This window comes from Paenibacillus sp. J22TS3, assembly GCF_018403205.1.
GTDB classification, from domain to species: Bacteria; Bacillota; Bacilli; order Paenibacillales; family Paenibacillaceae; genus Fontibacillus; species Fontibacillus tuaregi.
In genome coordinates, this window is record NZ_BOSF01000003.1 from 95777 (window position 1) to 114214 (window position 18438).

Sequence of the window (18438 nt, forward strand, 5' to 3'; positions counted from 1 at the left end):
TTAAATAACCTCACAATACTTTAACATCTGTCGTACTATTTCTCTGTCATTGAACATAAGCACATCTAAGATAGATAACGATGGCTCATGTTCTCTATTGTTTATTCCCTGGTCATACTGAAGCAACTCAAATTTCGGTTTTAAAAAAGATAGCTTTATGTCATTCCGGTCAAATTTATTCTTGTCAAACAAGAACTCACCTTGCATTGGATTAACATATTCCGTAGCCCCTAATTGTTTACTTATTTCTAATGCCCAGTCACCCGAATCACTGATATCCGTATAATTCAAATTAGTTTGAGAAGAAATAATATAAGAGAATGGTATTTCAAGATACTGACATATCCGTTCCATAATTAGAACATTTAATAAGCTTAAGCTAGTAACATCAATTTCAAAAATCTCTTTTATCAATTTTATTATGGCGTTATACTGCGTAGCTTTCCTATATACAGTCAATTGACCCAATATTTTTTGCTTCCAATTAACATTTGGATTTAAACTAATATCTTTTATTGGGTCTGTATGTTTATGCTTGGATAACGGTACAATGATATATTGCCATTCCTTCAAAGGATGCAAAATGCGATTTCGGTTAACCCATCCATGACGTATATATTGAGCATCATCAAAAACAACCCACTGGTCGACATAATTTATTAATTGAAAATAACCGATATAGGGAAAAAAATAGGGTTGCATAATACCTAATCTCATCATATCGCCTCTTTTACTATACGTATTACGCGTAACTGGTCAAAGATATTGAAGCTATCATACATTGGCAGGCAAAGAATCCTTTTAGATAGAGACTCTGATTTATCCATAGATGGGCTTTTTAAATAATCTATAGTATTTAGAGAGGGATGAAAGTATCTTCTTGGAAATATCTTGTTCTGCTCGAGTGATTGTTTTACCCGAATTAAGCACTCTTCACTTCTTAGGACAATTGGAAAATAACTATAATTCTGCGAACAATCCTGGTTTATCCTCTGGACTTGAATTTCCTCTTGTCCAGCAAAAGCCTCATGATACCTTTTATAAATGTCTTTCCGATTTTTCATAATTTTTTTTATGTCGTCAAGAACGCACAGTCCCATGGCGGCTTGAAACTCGTTCATTTTAGCATTTATTCCAATCCCCTGAATTACATCTGGTCCTTGTATGCCAAAATCTATAGTACTTCTAGCCCTACGATATGTTTCTTCATCATTAATTATTAGGGCCCCACCCTCTATTGAATGGAAAATTTTTGTAGCATGGAAACTTAATGTAGAAATATCTCCATAGTTTAAAATATTCTGACCCTTATATTTTACGTCGAAGGCATGTGCAGCATCGTATACTACTTTAAGTTTATAACGTTTGGCTATTTCTTCTATTTTCGCAATCTCACATGCATTTCCAAACACATGAACAGGGACTATTCCAGTAGTACGCTCAGTGATCTTATCCTCTATTTCATTAGCATTAATATTAAAAGAGCGCTCATCAATGTCTGCAAATACAGGGGTTAACCCTTGCCAAGCTAAACTACTGCTCGTTGCTATAAAGGAAAACGGCGTTGTAATCACTTCATCTCTTAAGCCCAACAACTTATAGGCCACTTGTAAAGCTAAAGTGCCGTTAGATACAAGGAGCAGTCTATTGACCCCTAAAAACTCAGCCAATCTCTCCTCTAATTCCCTGACCAAGGGGCCATGATTAGTCAGATGACCGGAGCGGAAAATTTTTGAAATATAATCTTTATATTTTTCTTCATTTGGAAGGTAAGGCTTTGTTACATAGATAGGACTAATATATTCCTCTTCTTTCAATGTACTCATTAACGTATCCACCCCAATCTATTAGTAATTTGTAAGAAGACATCCGGATAAGTTTCCGAAATTCTTAAAAGAACTTTAAGAGCTTCTGTTCTATTCGAGTTCCATAAACTTGAAAACCTCCATAGAACATAATTACTAATTCTTAAATGCAGCCAATTACTCATCTGGGATTGATCGAAACCTTCTTCAACTGCTCTCTCAGACAATATCTCTAATTCCTTTATTGTCGATCCATCATCTGTTGAAGGCATATTGAAACTTAAGCTTTGATCGTGATACCGATAAACACCAACACAATCTGATATAAAACCAATGTCTCCTACAAGCATAAGTTTAGTATATAAGAATAGATCCTGAGACTCCGTCTCCTCCAGCAGTATTTTAGAATTAATTGCATCCTCCCTCCTATATATTGAAGTGAGCACACTAGTAATATGAGGATATTGTTCGCTGGTTTCATATCCTAAAAAATAGTCTTTCCCCGAAGTAATCTCTGGTAAGTTTAAATTTGTATAGGTAAATGTTCCATCAGTCATCTTAAGAACTTTCAAATTAGCAAAAACTAACGATACACTTGGGTGTTTCTCTAAGAACTCTATAGCCTTACTTATATAGTTTGCTTTTATTAGATAATCATCGTGATTGACTCCTAAAACATATTTCCCTGTTGCATACTCATACAACAATTTCCGGCCATTTCTTTTTGCACCGATGTTCTTAACGTTACGATAGTACTTAACTTTTGGATTGCTAGCGTAATCTAACATCATTTTGTCAGTACCATCAGTTGAGCAATCATCAGATACAATTATCTCTATATTTTCATAGGTCTGAAATAATAAACTATCAACAGCTTCTTTAAGATAATTCTTCATGTTGTAGGTAGGTATTAATACACTTATTAACGGCTGATCATTTGTCTTGCTACAAGAATCTAAAGTTTTTAGATTGTCCAAATTACTAATCATAAAATCAATATGGGTACTAATATCCTCATCCTCTACATTTCCCTTAGCCTCATTGTAATAATAACTAGCTTTTTTATAATCTCCTCTAAGCTCATAAACCTGAGCGAGATTATATAAGAGATCCCCGCTTCCGGGATTAATTCGAAGACCATCTTGTATATACTTATAAGCCTCATATAAATTATTTTGCATTAGAGAAATAACGGCCTGCATAGAATAAACTTCAGTATCATCTGTCGTAACAAACTTCCTGTATTCTTCCACCAAGTCAGTTGCTTCATGAAAGCACTTTTTCTCGATCAAAATACCCAACTTCTCTTTAAAATCTTTTTTTAACAATTCCAGCTTATTCATCTTAACTTTTCCCCCATGAAGCCCTTATTTTGTTGATTAATTACTCGCCCACTCTGAAAGAGGAAACCGTCTTTTAATCTCGTTCTTTATTGTCCTCATACCTTGGATATCTTCAAGCTCAGAGTATAAATTGTAGTTTCTTTCATAAGTTGAATATTCTAAGTTAAGTTCTAGGAGTCTTGAATAAAGAATTTCTACATCTTGCTGATAGCCTGCCTTTAAACAAGCATCTCCCAGTAAACCAATTACATCTATATTGTTAGGGTGTTGTTCATAGCACTTTGCTAATAAATCTATTGCAATTTCGTAGAATCCAAAAGAAGTCATTACTTTTATTACTTTACATGTAAACATCATATCTTTTCCTGAGACCAGCACTACCAATATTCTTTCAAATAACTCAAATTCCTGAAGAGTAATTAACCTTGTTACAACCTCAAGAAGTATGAATTCTAACTGTGTTGTCAGGTCAAATCTACCTGTAGATTTATCGAATAAAAGACCACGTAAAAATTTTAGTTCTCTGTTACTTAAGTTAAGTCCTGATGTCGCTAACTCAAATAGTCCCATATCGTTTAATATTACGGAAAGGAGAAGAACGTCTGTGGCATGGCCATTTCCAACTCCAATTACGCACCATATTTCTTTAGCGTCCTCATATTTTTTGTCGTACTGTAATGCAACAGCTTTAACATTGTCTTCTACCAGCAAGTTATACTTAAGTAAGTATCGATTCAGTAAGGGATGCCTCTGTGAGTACATTGAATCCAATAGCAACTTAAGCTCCTCAACATTGGTAATGTTGTAAATCAGCTCAATGTTTTGAAAAACATCTTCAAATGGAATATTCCCCTTTATAGTTATCTCAAAATACTTATTTATACCTGCAGAAAAAGTTTTATTTGCACTTATAACCTCAACTATTTTTTCATAGCTCCTTGCAAGTTCACCCTGTTGCAGATATAGCTCTGCCAGATAATAATGTGAACCGTAGCCGCCAGCTCCCTCAGTGACTGCAATCCCTTGATCTCCTATGTCTAGGCACTTCTTAAAGGATAGTTCTGCGTCCTTCAAATATCCCGCTTCTAAATAAATCTTCCCTTGAGCAAAACGTAAATCCACTGTGCTAGGGAATAATTGTACCGCATCAATCAATATTCTCAGTCCATCTTCATATCTTCCCAAATATCCTAGAGAAGTAGCCATCTTCGCAAGTAATTCTGGAGAATAAGACCGTTCCTTGCTTAAAGGATATGATCTTTGATAATACTGAATAGCCTTGTTATAATCATTTAACGAATAATACACATTTCCTGTATTAAATAGGTTGTAACCATCCGGGTTCTCTTCAACTTCCCGTAACATAATATCCAAATTTCTGGCAAGTTTATCTTTTTCTTGAACAATTTCATTTGTATAACCTGTATGAAGTATAGTAAAATTTGTCTTTCCAAAAGAAATCTCAGTGTCATTAGCAATACTTAAGTGTTCATGAAGCTTGTTCTTGTAGCGTAAGTCTGTTCTGTTCGCAAATAAACGAATTGCTGTATGTGTATGGGCCCATCCATAAGAAAGTTGATTTCTGATTTTCACCAAATAGTAATCTTCACTTGTCTCAAAAGCTGAATGTACATCGGCCTCAGAATCTAAATACTCATCTGCATCTAATACCAGGATATAATCAGAGGTGGCCTGCTCTAACGAGTAGTTACGTGCGGCCGCAAAATCATCGATCCATTTAAATGAAAAAACTTTTGAGGTATACCTTTTAGCAATTTCTACAGTCGAGTCAGTTGACCCAGTATCAACAACAATAATCTCATCTACTTTGTTCTTAACACTAGTCAGGCATCTATCTAAAACCTTTTCTTCATTTTTAACAATCATGCACAAAGAAATTGTTTTTCTCATCATGAGCCCTCTTCCTTTTAAAAAGTTCAACTAAATTAATTAATAGCTAATATTAATATCGGCATTTCTCTACCTTGGTATTAGAAGATATAGGGTTAAAACAACATTCTCTACCTAGTAAAAAAAGGAATCCTCTAAAATGAGGATTCCTTTTTTTACTAGGTTAAAATTAACGAAGCAATTGAAGAACGCCTTGTGGTTGTTGGTTCGCTTGAGCCAACATAGCTTGAGCAGCTTGAGCAAGGATGTTGTTCTTAGTTTGGTTCATCATTTCTTTCGCCATATCTACGTCACGAATGCGGGATTCAGCTGCAGACAGGTTCTCGGAAGAAGTGTTCAGGTTGTTGATTGTGTGTTCAAGACGGTTTTGGTTAGCACCCAATTTAGCACGTTCACCGGATACCGTCTCAATCGCAGCGTTAATTACAGAAATTGCCGCGTCAGCAGCTGTTTGGCTGGAGATATCAATACCACTTGAAGTAGTACCATTAACCGCCAAAGTAGTAGCGTCCATAGATCCAATAGACAAGGAAATGTTTTGTCCCATGTTTGCACCAATTTGGAAAGTCACGCCAGAAGCCGTACCATTAAGCAATTTCTTAGTGTTGAACTCAGTGTCAGTAGAAATTCTAGTGATTTCTTTAGCGAGTTCATCCACTTCTTTTTGAAGAGCTCCGCGGTCAGTAGTTGTGTTAGTATCATTCGCGGATTGAACAGCCAACTCACGCATACGTTGCAGAATGCTGTGCGTTTCGTTCAATGCACCCTCAGCTGTTTGAATCAAAGAAATACCATCTTGAGCGTTTTTGGAAGCCATATCCAAACCGCGGATTTGACCACGCATTTTCTCGGAGATTGCCAGACCAGCTGCGTCATCACCAGCACGGTTGATGCGAAGACCAGAAGACAGCTTCTCGATGGATTTGTTAGTATTTCCTGTGTTCACAGCCAGTTGACGGTGAGTATTCATTGCCGCAATATTGTGATTGATAATCATGATTTTATTTCCTCCCTGAAATTAAATGTCCCACGTCCATGTGGTTATTTTTTATTAGGCTATTGTCAAAGGTCGGCCGCCCTTCAAAATAGCTTGTACTATATATATCGTCACAATGACAAATCTTTTAATAGCTAATCTGCTATTTTTTAAAAATTTTAATGATTATTTTTAACTAGTTTTGAGTATCTTTGATGAGGCTTTTCAATACGCTAAGATCTTGTCGAATATTCCCCGCCGACTCTCTATTCGCTTCCTTAATCGACAAGTAAACTTCCTTTCTAAATACATCTACTTGCTTAGGTGCAGAGATTCCTATCCGAACGGTATCTCCTTCAACACCCAGCACAGTGATCTCAATGTTATCCTGGATCACAATCGACTCACCCTTTTTGCGGGAAAGGACCAGCATGTCACTCACCTTCCTTTTGAGCATTGGATTTACTTATTCCAGCAGGGCGTAAAGGGTGCTTGGTCTGATAACTGGTTTGGTGCAGTACTACCTGCTTACCTGTATGTTGTTCCGGATTAAGCACAATTGGAGCTAACAGGTTAATCGTAGATAGCTCAGCCTGCTTATTTAGCGTTAGGACACACCACACTTCAACTAAGGATTCGATACCCAACTCTTCCTTCTCACTCTCAGATAGCTCAAACTCATAATCAGAGTAGAACAAGAAAGGATCAACAACAACAAATGCCAGCTCCTGATCCTCTGTAGACTGCATATAATAGAATGGATGATCCCCTTGATCCAACAGAACAAAGGACCTATTATCCTCAAATCCTGGAATCCCCTTCTCGAATCGATAGATTTCATTCTCATTAACTTCAGTTTCGCCCCATGTGGCTGTTTGAATAATCACCATTACTCCTCCTTAAAGCTAATTCAACCGACTATCTATAAAAAAAAGGTTATAGACGTAAAACCAACTCATCCATAACCTTAACTTATTTTATACTGCCCTATCAATTTCCGGGGGAATATACTGCACAGACGGATACTGCTGCATATAGATGTCCAGCTTCCCTCGCGTATATTCAATCTCTGGCTTGTGAACCTCAACCTGGATGTCCACTCCACCCTTGTGATACTCAATCGAAGGCGGTGTTGTTTCGATCCTTACATCCACATTATCCATAGAAGCTGGCCCCCGGAATTCGGGGAAACTAGCCGGCTTCCAATCCTGTCCGTATACATCGGCTATCGTATTGCCTGGCTTGAAGAACTCAGCCATACGGTTCCCCTGCTCCACACGGTTAGCTATCCCCTGCAGGTAAAGCTGCTGAATACCCGAATAAATACGCTGATTCATTTCCAAAAAGTTACCGCCATTATAGGCCGCCTGGGCTCTCGATTGGTCTACAAAAAGCTTAGGTTGATACTGGTGTATCTCCCATTCTCCCTGCCGTGTCTGGATTCTAAGATCAGCCTTCGGCTGGCTGATGGAGTAAGTGCCTGGATCCGCGTCTATGCCAATTAGTCCGGGGGTCTGACGAATCTGCAGGATCTGCATCAATCAAACCTCCAATCCTATCTTAGAAAGTCCACTAACGTTGGCTGAATAATCTTCGAGCCTGCAGACAGAGAAGCATTATAAATGTTCTCCTGAATTTTCGATTTCATAATCAATTCAGCATAATCGGCATCCTCAGTCTTAGATTGAAGATCCGTCAAATTTGTATTTAGATCACTTAATCTATCCTGCATTAATTCAATCCGGTTGGTCTTTGCACCGAGTTCTGCTCGGGCGGTTAGAACCGTCTCCATCCGGCTGTCAATCTTCCCAAGCTGTGCAGATATACCCGAGATATTCCCTGAAGCCAAAGCCGCAGACAAGTTGTCCATAATATTGAAAATATTACTGGAATCCGTCCCTGTGCCAAATACAGCTGTACCTGTGATGTTAATAGGCAGCTGCACACTGTCTCCTACGGAATAATTTATTAATCCAGTATCCGTAGTTAATGTGCCCAAACTGGAAGTGTCCGATGTGCCATCAGGATTTTTAGGAAAATCATATGGCTTGCGGTTGTAGGCCTCACCATTAAAAATATATTTCCCGTTCAGCGTACTATTTGCTATATCAATCAGCTGCTCTTTTAACTGGCCGACCTCTTTATTAATACTGTCTAAAGCAGATTGCGGGTTCGTTCCAGTAGCTGCCTGAACCGTTAACTCACGCAGCTTCTGAATAACATCCCCAGTCTGGCCCAAAACGGTGTCATTGTAATCCAGCCAAGACAAGGCACTGTCCACATTCTTCGTGTACTGCTCATTGGATGCAAGCTCCCCTCTATAGCGCAGAGAGTACGTAATGCCAACCGGGTCATCTGAGGGTTTGTTCAACTTCCGGCCTGTTGCAAGCTGGTTCTGCGTGTTGTTCATAGCCTGAGCATTACGGTTTAAGTTGAGCATTAACTGGGAGTTCATCATATTCGAAGTGATTCTTAACACTGGACTTAACCTCCTTTACATCTTAAAATTATCGGCCAACCACACCGGTAGAGTTAATGAGTTTATCAAGCAATTGGTCAAACGTGGTCATAAACCGGGATGCTGCACTGTAGGCATGCTGGAATTTAATCAAATTGGACATTTCCTCATCGAGGGAAACTCCACTTACCGATTGCCGCTGGCTCTCTACCTGCTGAACCAGAATGTCCGAGTTCTGAGTCTGGCGCTGTGCTTCCTGGGACTGAACCCCAAGCTGACCAACAGCAGCGTTATAGAAACCATCAATCGTTGTTGTGCGGGAACCATCTACGGAGGTGAAATTTGTCATTTTAAGATTAGCCATTAGCAGTGCCAAGGTGTTGTTCCCTTTAATAACTGCTTCACTTGTTCCCGTGCCCTCTGTCCGCATAGAAGTTGCAAGCAAGTTCTCATCAGCAGCGATCTTGGCATTAAGGCTGATATTTGCTGCTGTGATATTGCCGCCGCCTTTTGCCTCGAAGAAAGGCAGGCCTCCATTAGTTGTGCCATCCATTGTATAACCAAGTTGGTGCAGACCATTCAGACCTTTTACTGTCACTACGGTATCCTGGGTTACGTTACGGCCAGTCACTCCAGCTACAGTAACGCCATCAGGAAGAATGGTTCCCTTTGGAAGCGTAATCTGAATATCTCCATTGGCCAGAGTGTTAGCCAAGTTATCCAGCTGCCGCTGATAGTCCTTAACATAATTCTCACGCGAAGCAATCATCCCGAATACTTCGCCGCCCGAAAGATTCCCTGATGCATAGGCTGCTTCCAGGAAGGCGCCCTTGTCATCAGGACCGGAGCCATCCACGTCCACTTGAACCTGGTTACCCTCTACAAGGATCTGCCCACCCATGGAGACTGTGTAACCTTGATCCGTTTCCTGAACGTTAATATTGATGATCTTGGACAATTTGTCCGTCAGGAGATCCCGTTGGTCCCGCAAATCATTGGCTTGATCTCCAAGGCCTTCAATACGAGTAATAGATTCATTTAGGTTCGCAATCGAGGTCAGGTAGTTCTGAACCTCACTTGCCTTAACCCCAACATTGGTGGTTAAATCCTGACTTAATTTAGAGAGCTGCCCACTCATATAATTCATAGCGTCCGTTAAAGCAGCCGCATTTTCTTTAACAACTTTACGGGCCGAAGCACTTTCCGGATCTTTACTTAGATTGGACCATGAGCTCCAGAAGTTGTTAAGCACCTTACTGATTCCAGTATCCGAAGGTTCATTAAAAATCCCTTCAAGCTTATCAAGCGTATCCGCCTTGATATTCCAAGTTCCATAAGCATTATTCTCGCCACGGTATTGGCTATCCAAGAAACCCTGGCGAATCCGTTCAATTGCCTGATACTCTACCCCGGTTCCCAACTGCCCTGGAGCATTGGACCGGTTAAGTCCATAAGCTTCTATAGAAAGCGAAGGCTTCATCTTCACCGTCTGACGCGAATAACCTTCCGTATTCGCATTGGAAATGTTATGCCCTGTCGTATTTAAAGCCGCAGTCTGCGTAAATAAGCTTCGTTTGGCCGTTTCTATCGAATGGAATGTTGATGTCATAACTTACTTCCTCCTCAAATGAGCCTTAGGCGCGTGTATCGAAAAGTCCTGGACGGCCTCGGCCGCCGTTTTTATCAGCAGGATGCTGGTATGTCGCTGCCTGCTCAGGTTCACCCACCAGAAGGTCAAGTGAATAATCGAGAAAAGTAAGCGACTGCTCTATTAACTTTTGATTCAAATCATTCAGTTCCTTAAGCTGGTGCAGCGTATTGGAAAGTTTCTTCTGCATATGAAGCAGCGACTGCTTCTCTTCCGGATCAAAGACAAGCCGAGACAGCTCCGTCATGGTCAAATTTAGCTGAGACTTTACACCCCGTTCATGCAAAAATTCGTAACATGCGGTCACCCGCTCCTGCTCTAGCTGCTCGATCCGTTTCATAATCCGGGACTCCTGATTCAAAATCCCGATCAGTTCGTCCACATTGTTCTTCATAATGGCGGTCCGTTTCTTCCCGGCCCAATCCAGCATATCCACATGGGCTTCATCAAGCCGCTCCAGTGATTCAATTAGTGCTTGTACTGCCATGTTATCCCCCTATACGTAAATGGACCTGGTCGTCCGCACATTATAATCCGTTATCGCCAAAGGACTTGAAGTAAGGTGCGAGTTTATCGGCAAGCTTGCCCGCATCCACCTGATATGTTCCTGAGGATACCTGTTCCTTCAATTCCTTAAGGCGCTGAACACGCGCCGGATCGGCGGCCTTCTCGTTCGCCTGGGCCTGCAATAGCTCCTGTGCGGCGTTCGATATAGATACTTCATCTTTACGTTTCATCTTCTTGTCAGTCAGCTGACGCTGATTCTCTAGTTGGCGTTGATACGAATTTATTGACCCGATTCTTCCGGTATCATTTATCTTCATAACCTACACCTTCTTTCTCAAAAATAATAAAATGCCGATAATCTCTACTAAGTTTATCGGCACCATTTGAAACATTATTTATAGTTCCACGGGATGAACTTTAACAAAATCCACAATCTCCCAAATGACCAGTTAGAACAACGTTATAGTTCCAGACGTACAAAAACATGTGAATTTAGTCCTTGCGAAGACGGTCGAGGGTGTGATAGGCGGCATTATTCCCACCCGACTCTGGACCTCCGGCCTGCCGTTCTTCCCGGGAAGCCGCTGTAAGATCACGAGTTAATCGGGTCCGACAGCCATCACACATATTACCATCACGGATCAAAATTCCACAAACCTCGCATGGGTACATCATGTTAGGGTTATTTGCCACCGAAATTCGGCCTTCTTTAATAAACTTGGTAATCTGCTTTACGGATACCTCTGTAGCCTCGGAAAGCTCATGGATCGTAGCCCCTTTATTCTCACGGAGATATTTAAAGCAGCGGTCGTATTCCAGCTCAATATCTTTTATACAGGCGGAGCACATATTTTTAAAATTTTTGGCATACAGCTTGCCACAGCGAGGACAGTTATCAAGATTCATAGGGAATCTCCTCTTTCATTTCATTGTACTTAAATTGTGGATCAGGAACAAATTCCAAATAAAACCACGGAATATGCAAGGAAGCTAAGTCACTTAGCTATTCTAAGATTACCTTATAATACCACTGGCGTCTATCCCTATTCAATTAAGCAAACTCGTTATCTGCTCTGTGTGATCCAGACTGATCTTCTTGTTAATATATCGGTGGAAAAGCGTAATGATTTAACAATAAATGTTATAAAAAGATAGAGTTTTTTCTTCCAGACAGTCAATATTTAAGGAGCCTGCTGATAGGTATCCTGTCCATCTCTCCTAATCTACTTAAGATCTCGCCCAAGTCAAGCTGTATACCTCTGCCGGAACTCCAGCCGCCGCACATATCCGCAGCAGTTCCTGTGTACAGTGCTCGGCAGTGCTGCCGGTTGTGTATATGTCGTCCACGAGCAGGAGGCGGAAGGGCTGGGTTGGCTCTAGTCTATTCCCATCTGTATTGCTGGTACTAACAATGTTGGTGTTGTTGGTGTTGGTGTTGGTGTTGGTGTTGCTGTTGCTGTTGCTGTTGCTGTTGCTGTTGCTGTTGCTGTTGGTGGTGGTGCTATTGGTATTGCTGGTGTTGCTGCTGGTGAAGTTTATGTTGTTCGCGTTAGTCCTACTGATTGGGCTGTACATGTTAACCTTGTTAGTGACGTTGTGATCATTGCTCCCATCGTTCATGTTTATCAAGGCATTCGTGTTATTCGAAAAACCTATGCCCTTCATACCTTCATTCCCTGTGCCCCTCACATTGTCCAATTCATCCTTCCTCTGCTCACTATATATCCCATGCAACCCATGCCCATGCATCCCATCTACCCTGCCTAACCTGTCCCTCCGTTTCTTCCCATTTCTGCTCCGGTCAAAAATCTCCCGAACCATCTCCTCCGCTCCCGGCACGGCCCGGAACACTCCCCGCATGCTGAGCAGCCTCTGTTCACGACCTTTCAAGCTCTGCTTCTCGGTATTCCGGGACCGCTCGAGCAGTTCGATGAGCGGAACCCCCGCCGCCCGGGCTGCTCCGGCTGCGAGCAGCTCCGCCTGGTTGAAGCCGCGTTCGGCGAGCCTTTGGCTGCTGAGCGGCACATAGGTTACGGCGTCGGCCTGCCAAGGCACCCGGCCTCGCGCAGCTTCTGGCGGCCAAGGCAGCTGCGCTGCGTGAACTAAGGCGCCAGAAGCTGGAATTGGGCCTGGAGCCGATAATTCCGACGCCATCGTCAGGTAGGCCCGGCCCATCATCCGGGCCAGCAGAGGGGCGTAGCCCTCATGGCCGCGATATTTATACATCGCGAGCCACTCCCTCATCCTCGCATCGTAAACTACCGCACTGCGGTTCAGAACGAAAGAGTGCCGCGATGCACCCGGACGGGTGCAGTCAGGGCATCCGATGGACCGTCCGCACAAGAGGCAGCGTGGCTGCAAAATCCAGGGAATTGCCAAAGCACAGTCCTGGCATAACTCAGGGTTATGCCGGTCTCTGCTGCGCATCATTTTCCCGCAGGCAAGACAGCCTGCTGCCGATGGAGTGAGAAGGCCAAGGATTGCCGATTGCAGACGATTCCAGCTCATCTCTCCCCCACCTTTCCTTGAGAACAAAGATATCCGCTCCGGCTGGCAAGACGGTTCATCCCGCGAATCTGGCGGATGGCTCCCCGCTGGGAGGCCGTCCACTCCCTGGAGGCGAAGAGCACCTTCCCGGCCGGATCATCCTTGGATCTTCCGGCCCTGCCCGCCATCTGGACAAGGGAAGCTTCATCGAAGAGTCCGCTGTCCGCATCTAATATGTACACATCACTCCGCGGTACGGTTACCCCGCGTTCGAGAATCGTGGTGGTAATCAACACCCGGATCTCACCGGATCGGAAACTCAGCACTTTCTCCGATCTTCCCTCATCCTGTGAGGACGTTCCTTGAACCGGGACTTTGCTGCCGAGCAGAGAGCGAACCAGACGGACCAGCGGCTCAATGTGTCTTATTCGTGAGACAAAGACGAAGATTTGAGCCCCTCGTTCAACTGAACCTTTCAGCTCCTTCAGCAGCGAAAGCGGCAGGCGTCGTCTAGCCAAGCAGCGTTCCACTGGCTCCATAACAATTCTCTTAGGCACAGGGAGTGGATGTCCATGAAACCGTGCAGGTACCTTCGCATGAGGCATTCTGCCTGAAGTGGCCGCCCGCTGAAGCTGCTTCGGTGGCGTAGCCGAGAGCAGGATGAACCGCCCATCCAGCCGGCAGCAGTTCTCTGCCGCATAGGCTAGCATTGGATCATTGTGGTACGGAAATGCATCCAGTTCATCAATAATGACCAGGTCAAAGGCTTGATGATATCTAAGCAGTTGATGCGTAGTGGCAAGCACCAGCCTAGCATTTTCCCACCGTTGGCTGCTTCCACCATAGAGCACGACTGGCGGGTTATCCGGAAAGACTTTCGCAATCCGCGGCGCAAGCTCAAGAACAACGTCACGTCTTGGCGTAGCCACCAGAGCACGGCCTCCGCGCTGCAGCACATGCTCAAGCAGCGGGAAAATCATCTCCGTTTTGCCTGCACCGGTCACCGCCCAAAGCAGGAACCGCGGCGGCCCGCCAGTTGGGCCCCGCTTTCCCATCCGCTGGGCAGCACCTGGAAGATCAGCAAGCGGAGGTTGAGACGGTGCCCCGGCTGGCTGCCACTCCCTCGTCCGGCCGCTAGCACCTGCAAAGCCGGAAGCGGGAAGATGAGACAGCGCTTCGCCTGCCGGCTGCTTTCCTGTCCGACCATCGGCACCTGCAAAGCCGTCTGCCGCAAGATGAGGCGGCCCTTCATCCGGCCGCCGCTTCCCCGCCTGCCTGGCGCCATCTGCTGGCGCGGCGCCGAAGGGCTGCGATGGCCTTATATTGGGCCATCGCCATTTCTTCCCGCCGCCACCGCTTGGCTGGCTGGCGAGGAACTGCAGCGCGGCTTCAGCCGCCCCGCGCTGCGCCGGGCTCAGCCCCCACCGGTCCAGCCGGTCCCCGGTGGGGGCTGCCGCTTCGGCCTCGTGCTTCGCCGCGGCCAGCACCGGCGCGCCGCGCACCAGCAGCGCGCATTCGCGGCTGCGCCCGAGTGTTAGGCAGGCCTCGCAATAAGCGCAGTCCTGCCTGCCGCACGAGGCGCATGGCGCCTTCGCCAGCACAGCGCTTCCGCAGCGGCGGCAGCGCGGAGGCAACGCACGGCGCAGCGGGCGCCCCAGTACGGCCGGGGCAACGCCGGCCGTGAACACCACGCCGCCCAGCAGCTGTGCGAGCTGGGCGGCAGAGGCCCAGCCGCCTGCAAGCTCCGGCAGGCGGCTCTCGAGCAGCTGCTTCAGCTCAGGCAGAAGCAGCGAGCGGCCCTGAAGCAGCCGCGTCAATTCCGCGGCAGCTTCCACGAGCACACGCAGCTCAGCTCCTTCCTGGCCACGGGAAGCCAAGAGCTCAGCCACATACGGACTGTACCCTTGTTCCCGTATCCAGAGCCATTGTGGACGAAATAGCGCTCGCCCCTCCCCCTGCCGTCCCCTTAACTCCCCCATCTGCCCCCGCTTCAGCTGTTGTCTTTGCTCTATCTCCTGCTTCTTCCCTCCTGCCCTCTTCTGATCTCCTTCATTTGACTTCCGCCCCCACAAACGTGCGCACAACCTATCAAGCCAAGCAAACCAATCTGTCAGCTCAAAGCTATCCATCCGTGAATTCAACTGGGCTTCATCACGCACATGAATCGCCCGACCAAGCGGAATGTCTGCTCCAAGCAGCACAAGCCTGTCCGCCTCCGCTCCGGTCTGCTGGGCCCACCAAACCAGGTCAGTGCCAAGATCAACGGTCACCACACTCGCCCATTGTTCTTTTCTCCGCACAGCATATAGATCTGCCTTCATATCTCTTCCCCCTCTAAAATCTCATTGGCCTTCTAACTTCTGCTTCTCCCAGGTAAACCCGCCCCCTACCGCCATAACTAAGACACTCAAGATACTGATATCTGGTTCCTTAATTCCTGTTAACCATCCAATTAGCTCACAGAACAGTAGGTGGATTTCATTAAGATATAGTTCGCCTGTACACCTACTGATCTTTTTATAATCCCATTAGCCCCGATCGCCCGCCCATAAGGGTTCATAAGATCACTCCCCTTCTTGCGTTTACTTTGTCCTCCCGCTACCCCGCCAAAAACAGCAAAAAGCACACTCCCGGCCGCGGCCTAATGAGTGTGCTTCACATGGTTATACCCTCTATTCGATTGTCTGAGTGACTATTGAGAACTTCTAAACCAGCAGCAGAACGGATGCTTCTCATCCTGCCCATTTGTAAACGTTTAAACATGCACATATGGAATTTTGGCCGCCTCCATAGGCAAGCGGAGGTCAATGATCAGCGCTGTTTCTCCCTCTGCCTTCCCCGCCTGCCGCCATAGTTCATCTTCTTGGACTGCACCGGATAGCTTAATCACGGAAAGCTCCAGTTCCCCGGATTTGTGAATGCGGTGCGTAATTGCCAGGGTATCGTCTTCAGAATCTTCATCGAACACGGTAATTCGGCAATCTTTTCCCCGTATGCGGGTATACCAGGAAAGTGCACGCAGGTACCATTCCATCTGCTGGCCATGATTGCGGGTAACCAGAATATAATGCTCCCGCCGCGGCTTATCGGCTTGTCTGCGGATATACAGTCTGTGCATGAGATGGACTAGCATCGCAGCAAGACCATAACATAACAGGATCCATACATGAACCATCCTCACTCACCTCCTTATAGCGACAATATATGCCGCTATAAGGCAGTCGGTTCCAAGAGAAGCGTTGCAGATGCCCAAAGCTCGGACAATCCGGCTTCTACCCCCGCCCTCTTAAAACCACCAATGATGGGACTCAAGATGACGTATATTTATTCAACATCATTACAATCTTCTGCCATTCTAAGGTGTCTCTATGTATTAGAGCGTGACCCATCCAAATTTAATGGCGTTAATTACAGCCTGCGTCCGGTCATCTACTTCCATCTTCTGCAAAATACTGCTGACGTGGTTCTTCACCGTCTTCTCACTAATGAACAGATGCTCACCAATCATCTTGTTGCTGCGGCCCTCAGCCATCAGTCTAAGCACCTCAGCCTCACGGCGGGTCAGCGGATTATCATCTCCGGCCACAAACTTCACACCGGCTTCACGAATTGCGCCGTCCTCAGCAATAGCTCCTGTTTCGTTCAAATACTCCATGCGGCGCAGCTGATGAATCAGCTTTCCTGTCACCTTCGGATGAATGAAGGCATGGCCTTCCGCTACGGAACGGATTGCATTGATCAGCGATTCCGCCTCCATGTCCTTAAGCAGATAACCGGTCGCCCCTTTACGGAGTGTCTCGAACACATAGCTCTCATCGTCATGAATGGATAGAATAATAACCTTGATATCCGGAAGCGAACTGCGGAGCTTCTCCGTAGCGTCCACTCCGTTAAGCTGAGGCATATTAATATCCATAAGCACGATTTCCGGATTAAAACGCTGACAGCAGTCCAGCACCTGGGTACCGTCACTGCATTCAGCTACAACTTCAATGTCTTCCTCCATATTTAAAATCCGCTTGAGACCCTCCCGAAACAGTTGGTGGTCATCAGCCAAGAGAACTTTAATTGGTCGTTTGTTGGTATAAATAAGGTTTTCCATCCTATTGCTCCTTTCTCTTCTCTACGTTAGTCGGGATATGAATAATGATTTTGGTACCCTGATTCTCGGCGGATTCAATCTCCATTCTTCCTTCCAGCAGCTCGACACGCTCGCGCATCCCGATCAGCCCGAAGTGGGAATGCTCCTTGGTCTTCTGCTCCAGTGACTCCACCCTGAATCCAAGACCATTATCTTGCACCACAATTTTGATCATCTGAGCCTGGTAGGTGATTTCAACCCCAACAAACGTAGGGTAAGCATGCTTTGCCGCATTGGTGAGGGCTTCCTGCACCAAGCGGAAAATAGCTGCCTCCATGGCAGAGGACAGTCGCTGCTCTTTCCCTCTTGTATCGAAAGTTGCACGTATTTTCGATTTTTCCTCATAATCATGAACATATTTACGGAGAGTTGGAATCAGTCCGAGATCATCCAGTGCCATGGGACGAAGATTGAAAATCACTTTTCGCATCTCTTCCAGACTTGCCCTGACCTGACCTTTCAAGTCTACTATTTCGTCCTGGACCATCTTGAATTCCTGCTTCACAAGCATCCTTTCCACAATTTCCGTCCTAAGAACTAGATTGGCCAGAAGCTGGGCAGGACCATCGTGAATCTCCCTGGAAATCCGTTTTCGTTCTTCTTCCTGTGCCAAAATGATCTTCAAGCCGATGATTTGGCGGTTCTTCGCGGATTCAAGAATCCGGGTCACCTGTCCGAGCTCTCCGGACAGATATTCCAGTACCACGCCCATTTGACTGCCGATGGTCTCAGCTCGCTCTACTGACTTCTCCACATTCCTTGCCCTTTTCTGGAGTTCATCACGGCGGGCCTTTAAATACATCTCTTTCTCGCGGTAAATCATTAAATCCAGTTGGAGCTGAGTAGCCACCTCGTACGCCTGCTTGATATCCTCTTCCTTGTACCGCACAAAATCCCGGCTGACTTCAGTCAGCCGGATTCGTGAGCGGCGATAATTCAGTTCGAGCTGATCGACCTTCTCCACAGTCTCGGCAGTCTCTTTCATAATCAACTGCACTTCATTATTAAGGGTCTTCAGCTCCTGACGGGCTGAGTCAAGAATTTCAAACATCTGATGCTTGCTGTCTTCCATTACGTTGATAGCGTTCTTTATCACGCGGTCGATCGCGTCGGCTTGAAAATCCACTTGGGCAATTCTCCATTTCTTTCTACCGTGTATATA

General features: G+C 45.3%; 18 protein-coding genes. All 18 read right to left on the reverse strand.

All coding sequences use genetic code 11. The features are described 5' to 3' along the window. The 18 genes from KJS63_RS10185 to KJS63_RS10270 all read right to left on the reverse strand — a co-directional run bounded on the left by KJS63_RS10185 (window position 1) and on the right by KJS63_RS10270 (window position 18402). The gene (locus tag KJS63_RS10185; RefSeq protein WP_213619024.1) at window positions 1–720 is read right to left on the reverse strand and encodes a WbqC family protein; all 720 of its coding nucleotides are present in this window, start codon (window positions 718–720) and stop codon (window positions 1–3) included. Continuing rightward, entirely contained in the window at window positions 717–1826 is a 1110-nt protein-coding gene (locus KJS63_RS10190) for a DegT/DnrJ/EryC1/StrS family aminotransferase (RefSeq protein WP_213619025.1), read from the reverse strand. Before KJS63_RS10190 ends, KJS63_RS10185 begins: the two co-directional genes overlap by 4 nt. Beyond that, a complete protein-coding gene (locus KJS63_RS10195; protein WP_213619026.1) occupies window positions 1826–3148 on the reverse strand; it encodes a glycosyltransferase family A protein in 1323 nt (440 codons plus the stop codon). Before KJS63_RS10195 ends, KJS63_RS10190 begins: the two co-directional genes overlap by 1 nt. Window positions 3149–3184: 36 nt before the next feature. After that, the gene (locus KJS63_RS10200; protein WP_244862562.1) at window positions 3185–5062 is read right to left on the reverse strand and encodes a glycosyltransferase; all 1878 of its coding nucleotides are present in this window, start codon (window positions 5060–5062) and stop codon (window positions 3185–3187) included. A gap of 166 nt (window positions 5063–5228) precedes the next feature. Further along, complete coding sequence (hag, locus tag KJS63_RS10205; RefSeq protein WP_213619030.1) at window positions 5229–6056, reverse strand: flagellin Hag; 828 nt, start codon at window positions 6054–6056, stop codon at window positions 5229–5231. Window positions 6057–6231: 175 nt separating this feature from the next. After that, window positions 6232–6468: a carbon storage regulator CsrA gene (gene csrA, locus KJS63_RS10210; protein WP_213619031.1), complete on the reverse strand. Its 237-nt coding sequence runs from the start codon at window positions 6466–6468 to the stop codon at window positions 6232–6234. 1 nt (window position 6469) lies between these two features. Continuing rightward, window positions 6470–6925, reverse strand: a complete 456-nt coding sequence (fliW, locus tag KJS63_RS10215) for a flagellar assembly protein FliW (RefSeq protein ID WP_244862563.1) — start codon at window positions 6923–6925, stop codon at window positions 6470–6472. A gap of 87 nt (window positions 6926–7012) precedes the next feature. Continuing rightward, window positions 7013–7573: a DUF6470 family protein gene (locus KJS63_RS10220; RefSeq protein WP_213619032.1), complete on the reverse strand. Its 561-nt coding sequence runs from the start codon at window positions 7571–7573 to the stop codon at window positions 7013–7015. 17 nt (window positions 7574–7590) lie between these two features. After that, window positions 7591–8514 carry a flagellar hook-associated protein FlgL gene (gene flgL, locus KJS63_RS10225; RefSeq protein ID WP_213619033.1) on the reverse strand — a complete coding sequence of 308 codons (924 nt, stop codon included), beginning with the start codon at window positions 8512–8514 and terminating at the stop codon, window positions 7591–7593. A gap of 28 nt (window positions 8515–8542) precedes the next feature. Further along, window positions 8543–10102, reverse strand: a complete 1560-nt coding sequence (flgK, locus tag KJS63_RS10230) for a flagellar hook-associated protein FlgK (protein ID WP_213619034.1) — start codon at window positions 10100–10102, stop codon at window positions 8543–8545. Window positions 10103–10127: 25 nt separating this feature from the next. Next, window positions 10128–10628 carry a flagellar protein FlgN gene (locus tag KJS63_RS10235; RefSeq protein ID WP_068620599.1) on the reverse strand — a complete coding sequence of 167 codons (501 nt, stop codon included), beginning with the start codon at window positions 10626–10628 and terminating at the stop codon, window positions 10128–10130. Between the two features lie 40 nt (window positions 10629–10668). Further along, complete coding sequence (gene flgM / locus KJS63_RS10240; RefSeq protein ID WP_213619036.1) at window positions 10669–10965, reverse strand: flagellar biosynthesis anti-sigma factor FlgM; 297 nt, start codon at window positions 10963–10965, stop codon at window positions 10669–10671. A 175-nt stretch (window positions 10966–11140) separates the two neighbouring features. Continuing rightward, the gene (locus tag KJS63_RS10245) at window positions 11141–11554 is read right to left on the reverse strand and encodes a TIGR03826 family flagellar region protein (RefSeq protein ID WP_213619037.1); all 414 of its coding nucleotides are present in this window, start codon (window positions 11552–11554) and stop codon (window positions 11141–11143) included. 321 nt (window positions 11555–11875) lie between these two features. Then, window positions 11876–13156, reverse strand: a complete 1281-nt coding sequence (locus tag KJS63_RS10250) for a ComFC family protein (RefSeq protein ID WP_213619038.1) — start codon at window positions 13154–13156, stop codon at window positions 11876–11878. Further along, window positions 13153–15456: an ATP-dependent helicase ComFA gene (locus KJS63_RS10255; RefSeq protein WP_213619039.1), complete on the reverse strand. Its 2304-nt coding sequence runs from the start codon at window positions 15454–15456 to the stop codon at window positions 13153–13155. The genes KJS63_RS10250 and KJS63_RS10255 overlap by 4 nt, the downstream gene beginning before the upstream one ends. 434 nt (window positions 15457–15890) lie before the next feature. Beyond that, window positions 15891–16310 carry a hypothetical protein gene (locus KJS63_RS10260; protein WP_213619041.1) on the reverse strand — a complete coding sequence of 140 codons (420 nt, stop codon included), beginning with the start codon at window positions 16308–16310 and terminating at the stop codon, window positions 15891–15893. Between the two features lie 198 nt (window positions 16311–16508). Beyond that, window positions 16509–17237: a response regulator gene (locus KJS63_RS10265; protein WP_068620610.1), complete on the reverse strand. Its 729-nt coding sequence runs from the start codon at window positions 17235–17237 to the stop codon at window positions 16509–16511. 1 nt (window position 17238) lies between these two features. After that, entirely contained in the window at window positions 17239–18402 is a 1164-nt protein-coding gene (locus tag KJS63_RS10270) for a sensor histidine kinase (protein ID WP_068620612.1), read from the reverse strand. Window positions 18403–18438: the final 36 nt, after the last annotated feature.

Excerpts from the sequence above, each read along its gene's own strand:
- KJS63_RS10185 (WP_213619024.1), bottom strand. The coding sequence starts at position 720 with ATGATGAGATTAGGTATTATGCAACCCTATTTTTTTCCCTATATCGGT.
- KJS63_RS10190 (WP_213619025.1), bottom strand. The coding sequence starts at position 1,826 with ATGAGTACATTGAAAGAAGAGGAATATATTAGTCCTATCTATGTAACA.
- KJS63_RS10195 (WP_213619026.1), bottom strand. The coding sequence starts at position 3,148 with ATGAATAAGCTGGAATTGTTAAAAAAAGATTTTAAAGAGAAGTTGGGT.
- KJS63_RS10200 (WP_244862562.1), bottom strand. The coding sequence starts at position 5,062 with ATGATGAGAAAAACAATTTCTTTGTGCATGATTGTTAAAAATGAAGAA.
- hag (WP_213619030.1), bottom strand. The coding sequence starts at position 6,056 with ATGATTATCAATCACAATATTGCGGCAATGAATACTCACCGTCAACTG.
- csrA (WP_213619031.1), bottom strand. The coding sequence starts at position 6,468 with ATGCTGGTCCTTTCCCGCAAAAAGGGTGAGTCGATTGTGATCCAGGAT.
- fliW (WP_244862563.1), bottom strand. The coding sequence starts at position 6,925 with ATGGTGATTATTCAAACAGCCACATGGGGCGAAACTGAAGTTAATGAG.
- KJS63_RS10220 (WP_213619032.1), bottom strand. The coding sequence starts at position 7,573 with ATGCAGATCCTGCAGATTCGTCAGACCCCCGGACTAATTGGCATAGAC.
- flgK (WP_213619034.1), bottom strand. The coding sequence starts at position 10,102 with ATGACATCAACATTCCATTCGATAGAAACGGCCAAACGAAGCTTATTT.
- KJS63_RS10235 (WP_068620599.1), bottom strand. The coding sequence starts at position 10,628 with ATGGCAGTACAAGCACTAATTGAATCACTGGAGCGGCTTGATGAAGCC.
- flgM (WP_213619036.1), bottom strand. The coding sequence starts at position 10,965 with ATGAAGATAAATGATACCGGAAGAATCGGGTCAATAAATTCGTATCAA.
- KJS63_RS10245 (WP_213619037.1), bottom strand. The coding sequence starts at position 11,554 with ATGAATCTTGATAACTGTCCTCGCTGTGGCAAGCTGTATGCCAAAAAT.
- KJS63_RS10250 (WP_213619038.1), bottom strand. The coding sequence starts at position 13,156 with ATGAGCTGGAATCGTCTGCAATCGGCAATCCTTGGCCTTCTCACTCCA.
- KJS63_RS10255 (WP_213619039.1), bottom strand. The coding sequence starts at position 15,456 with ATGAAGGCAGATCTATATGCTGTGCGGAGAAAAGAACAATGGGCGAGT.
- KJS63_RS10260 (WP_213619041.1), bottom strand. The coding sequence starts at position 16,310 with ATGGTTCATGTATGGATCCTGTTATGTTATGGTCTTGCTGCGATGCTA.
- KJS63_RS10265 (WP_068620610.1), bottom strand. The coding sequence starts at position 17,237 with ATGGAAAACCTTATTTATACCAACAAACGACCAATTAAAGTTCTCTTG.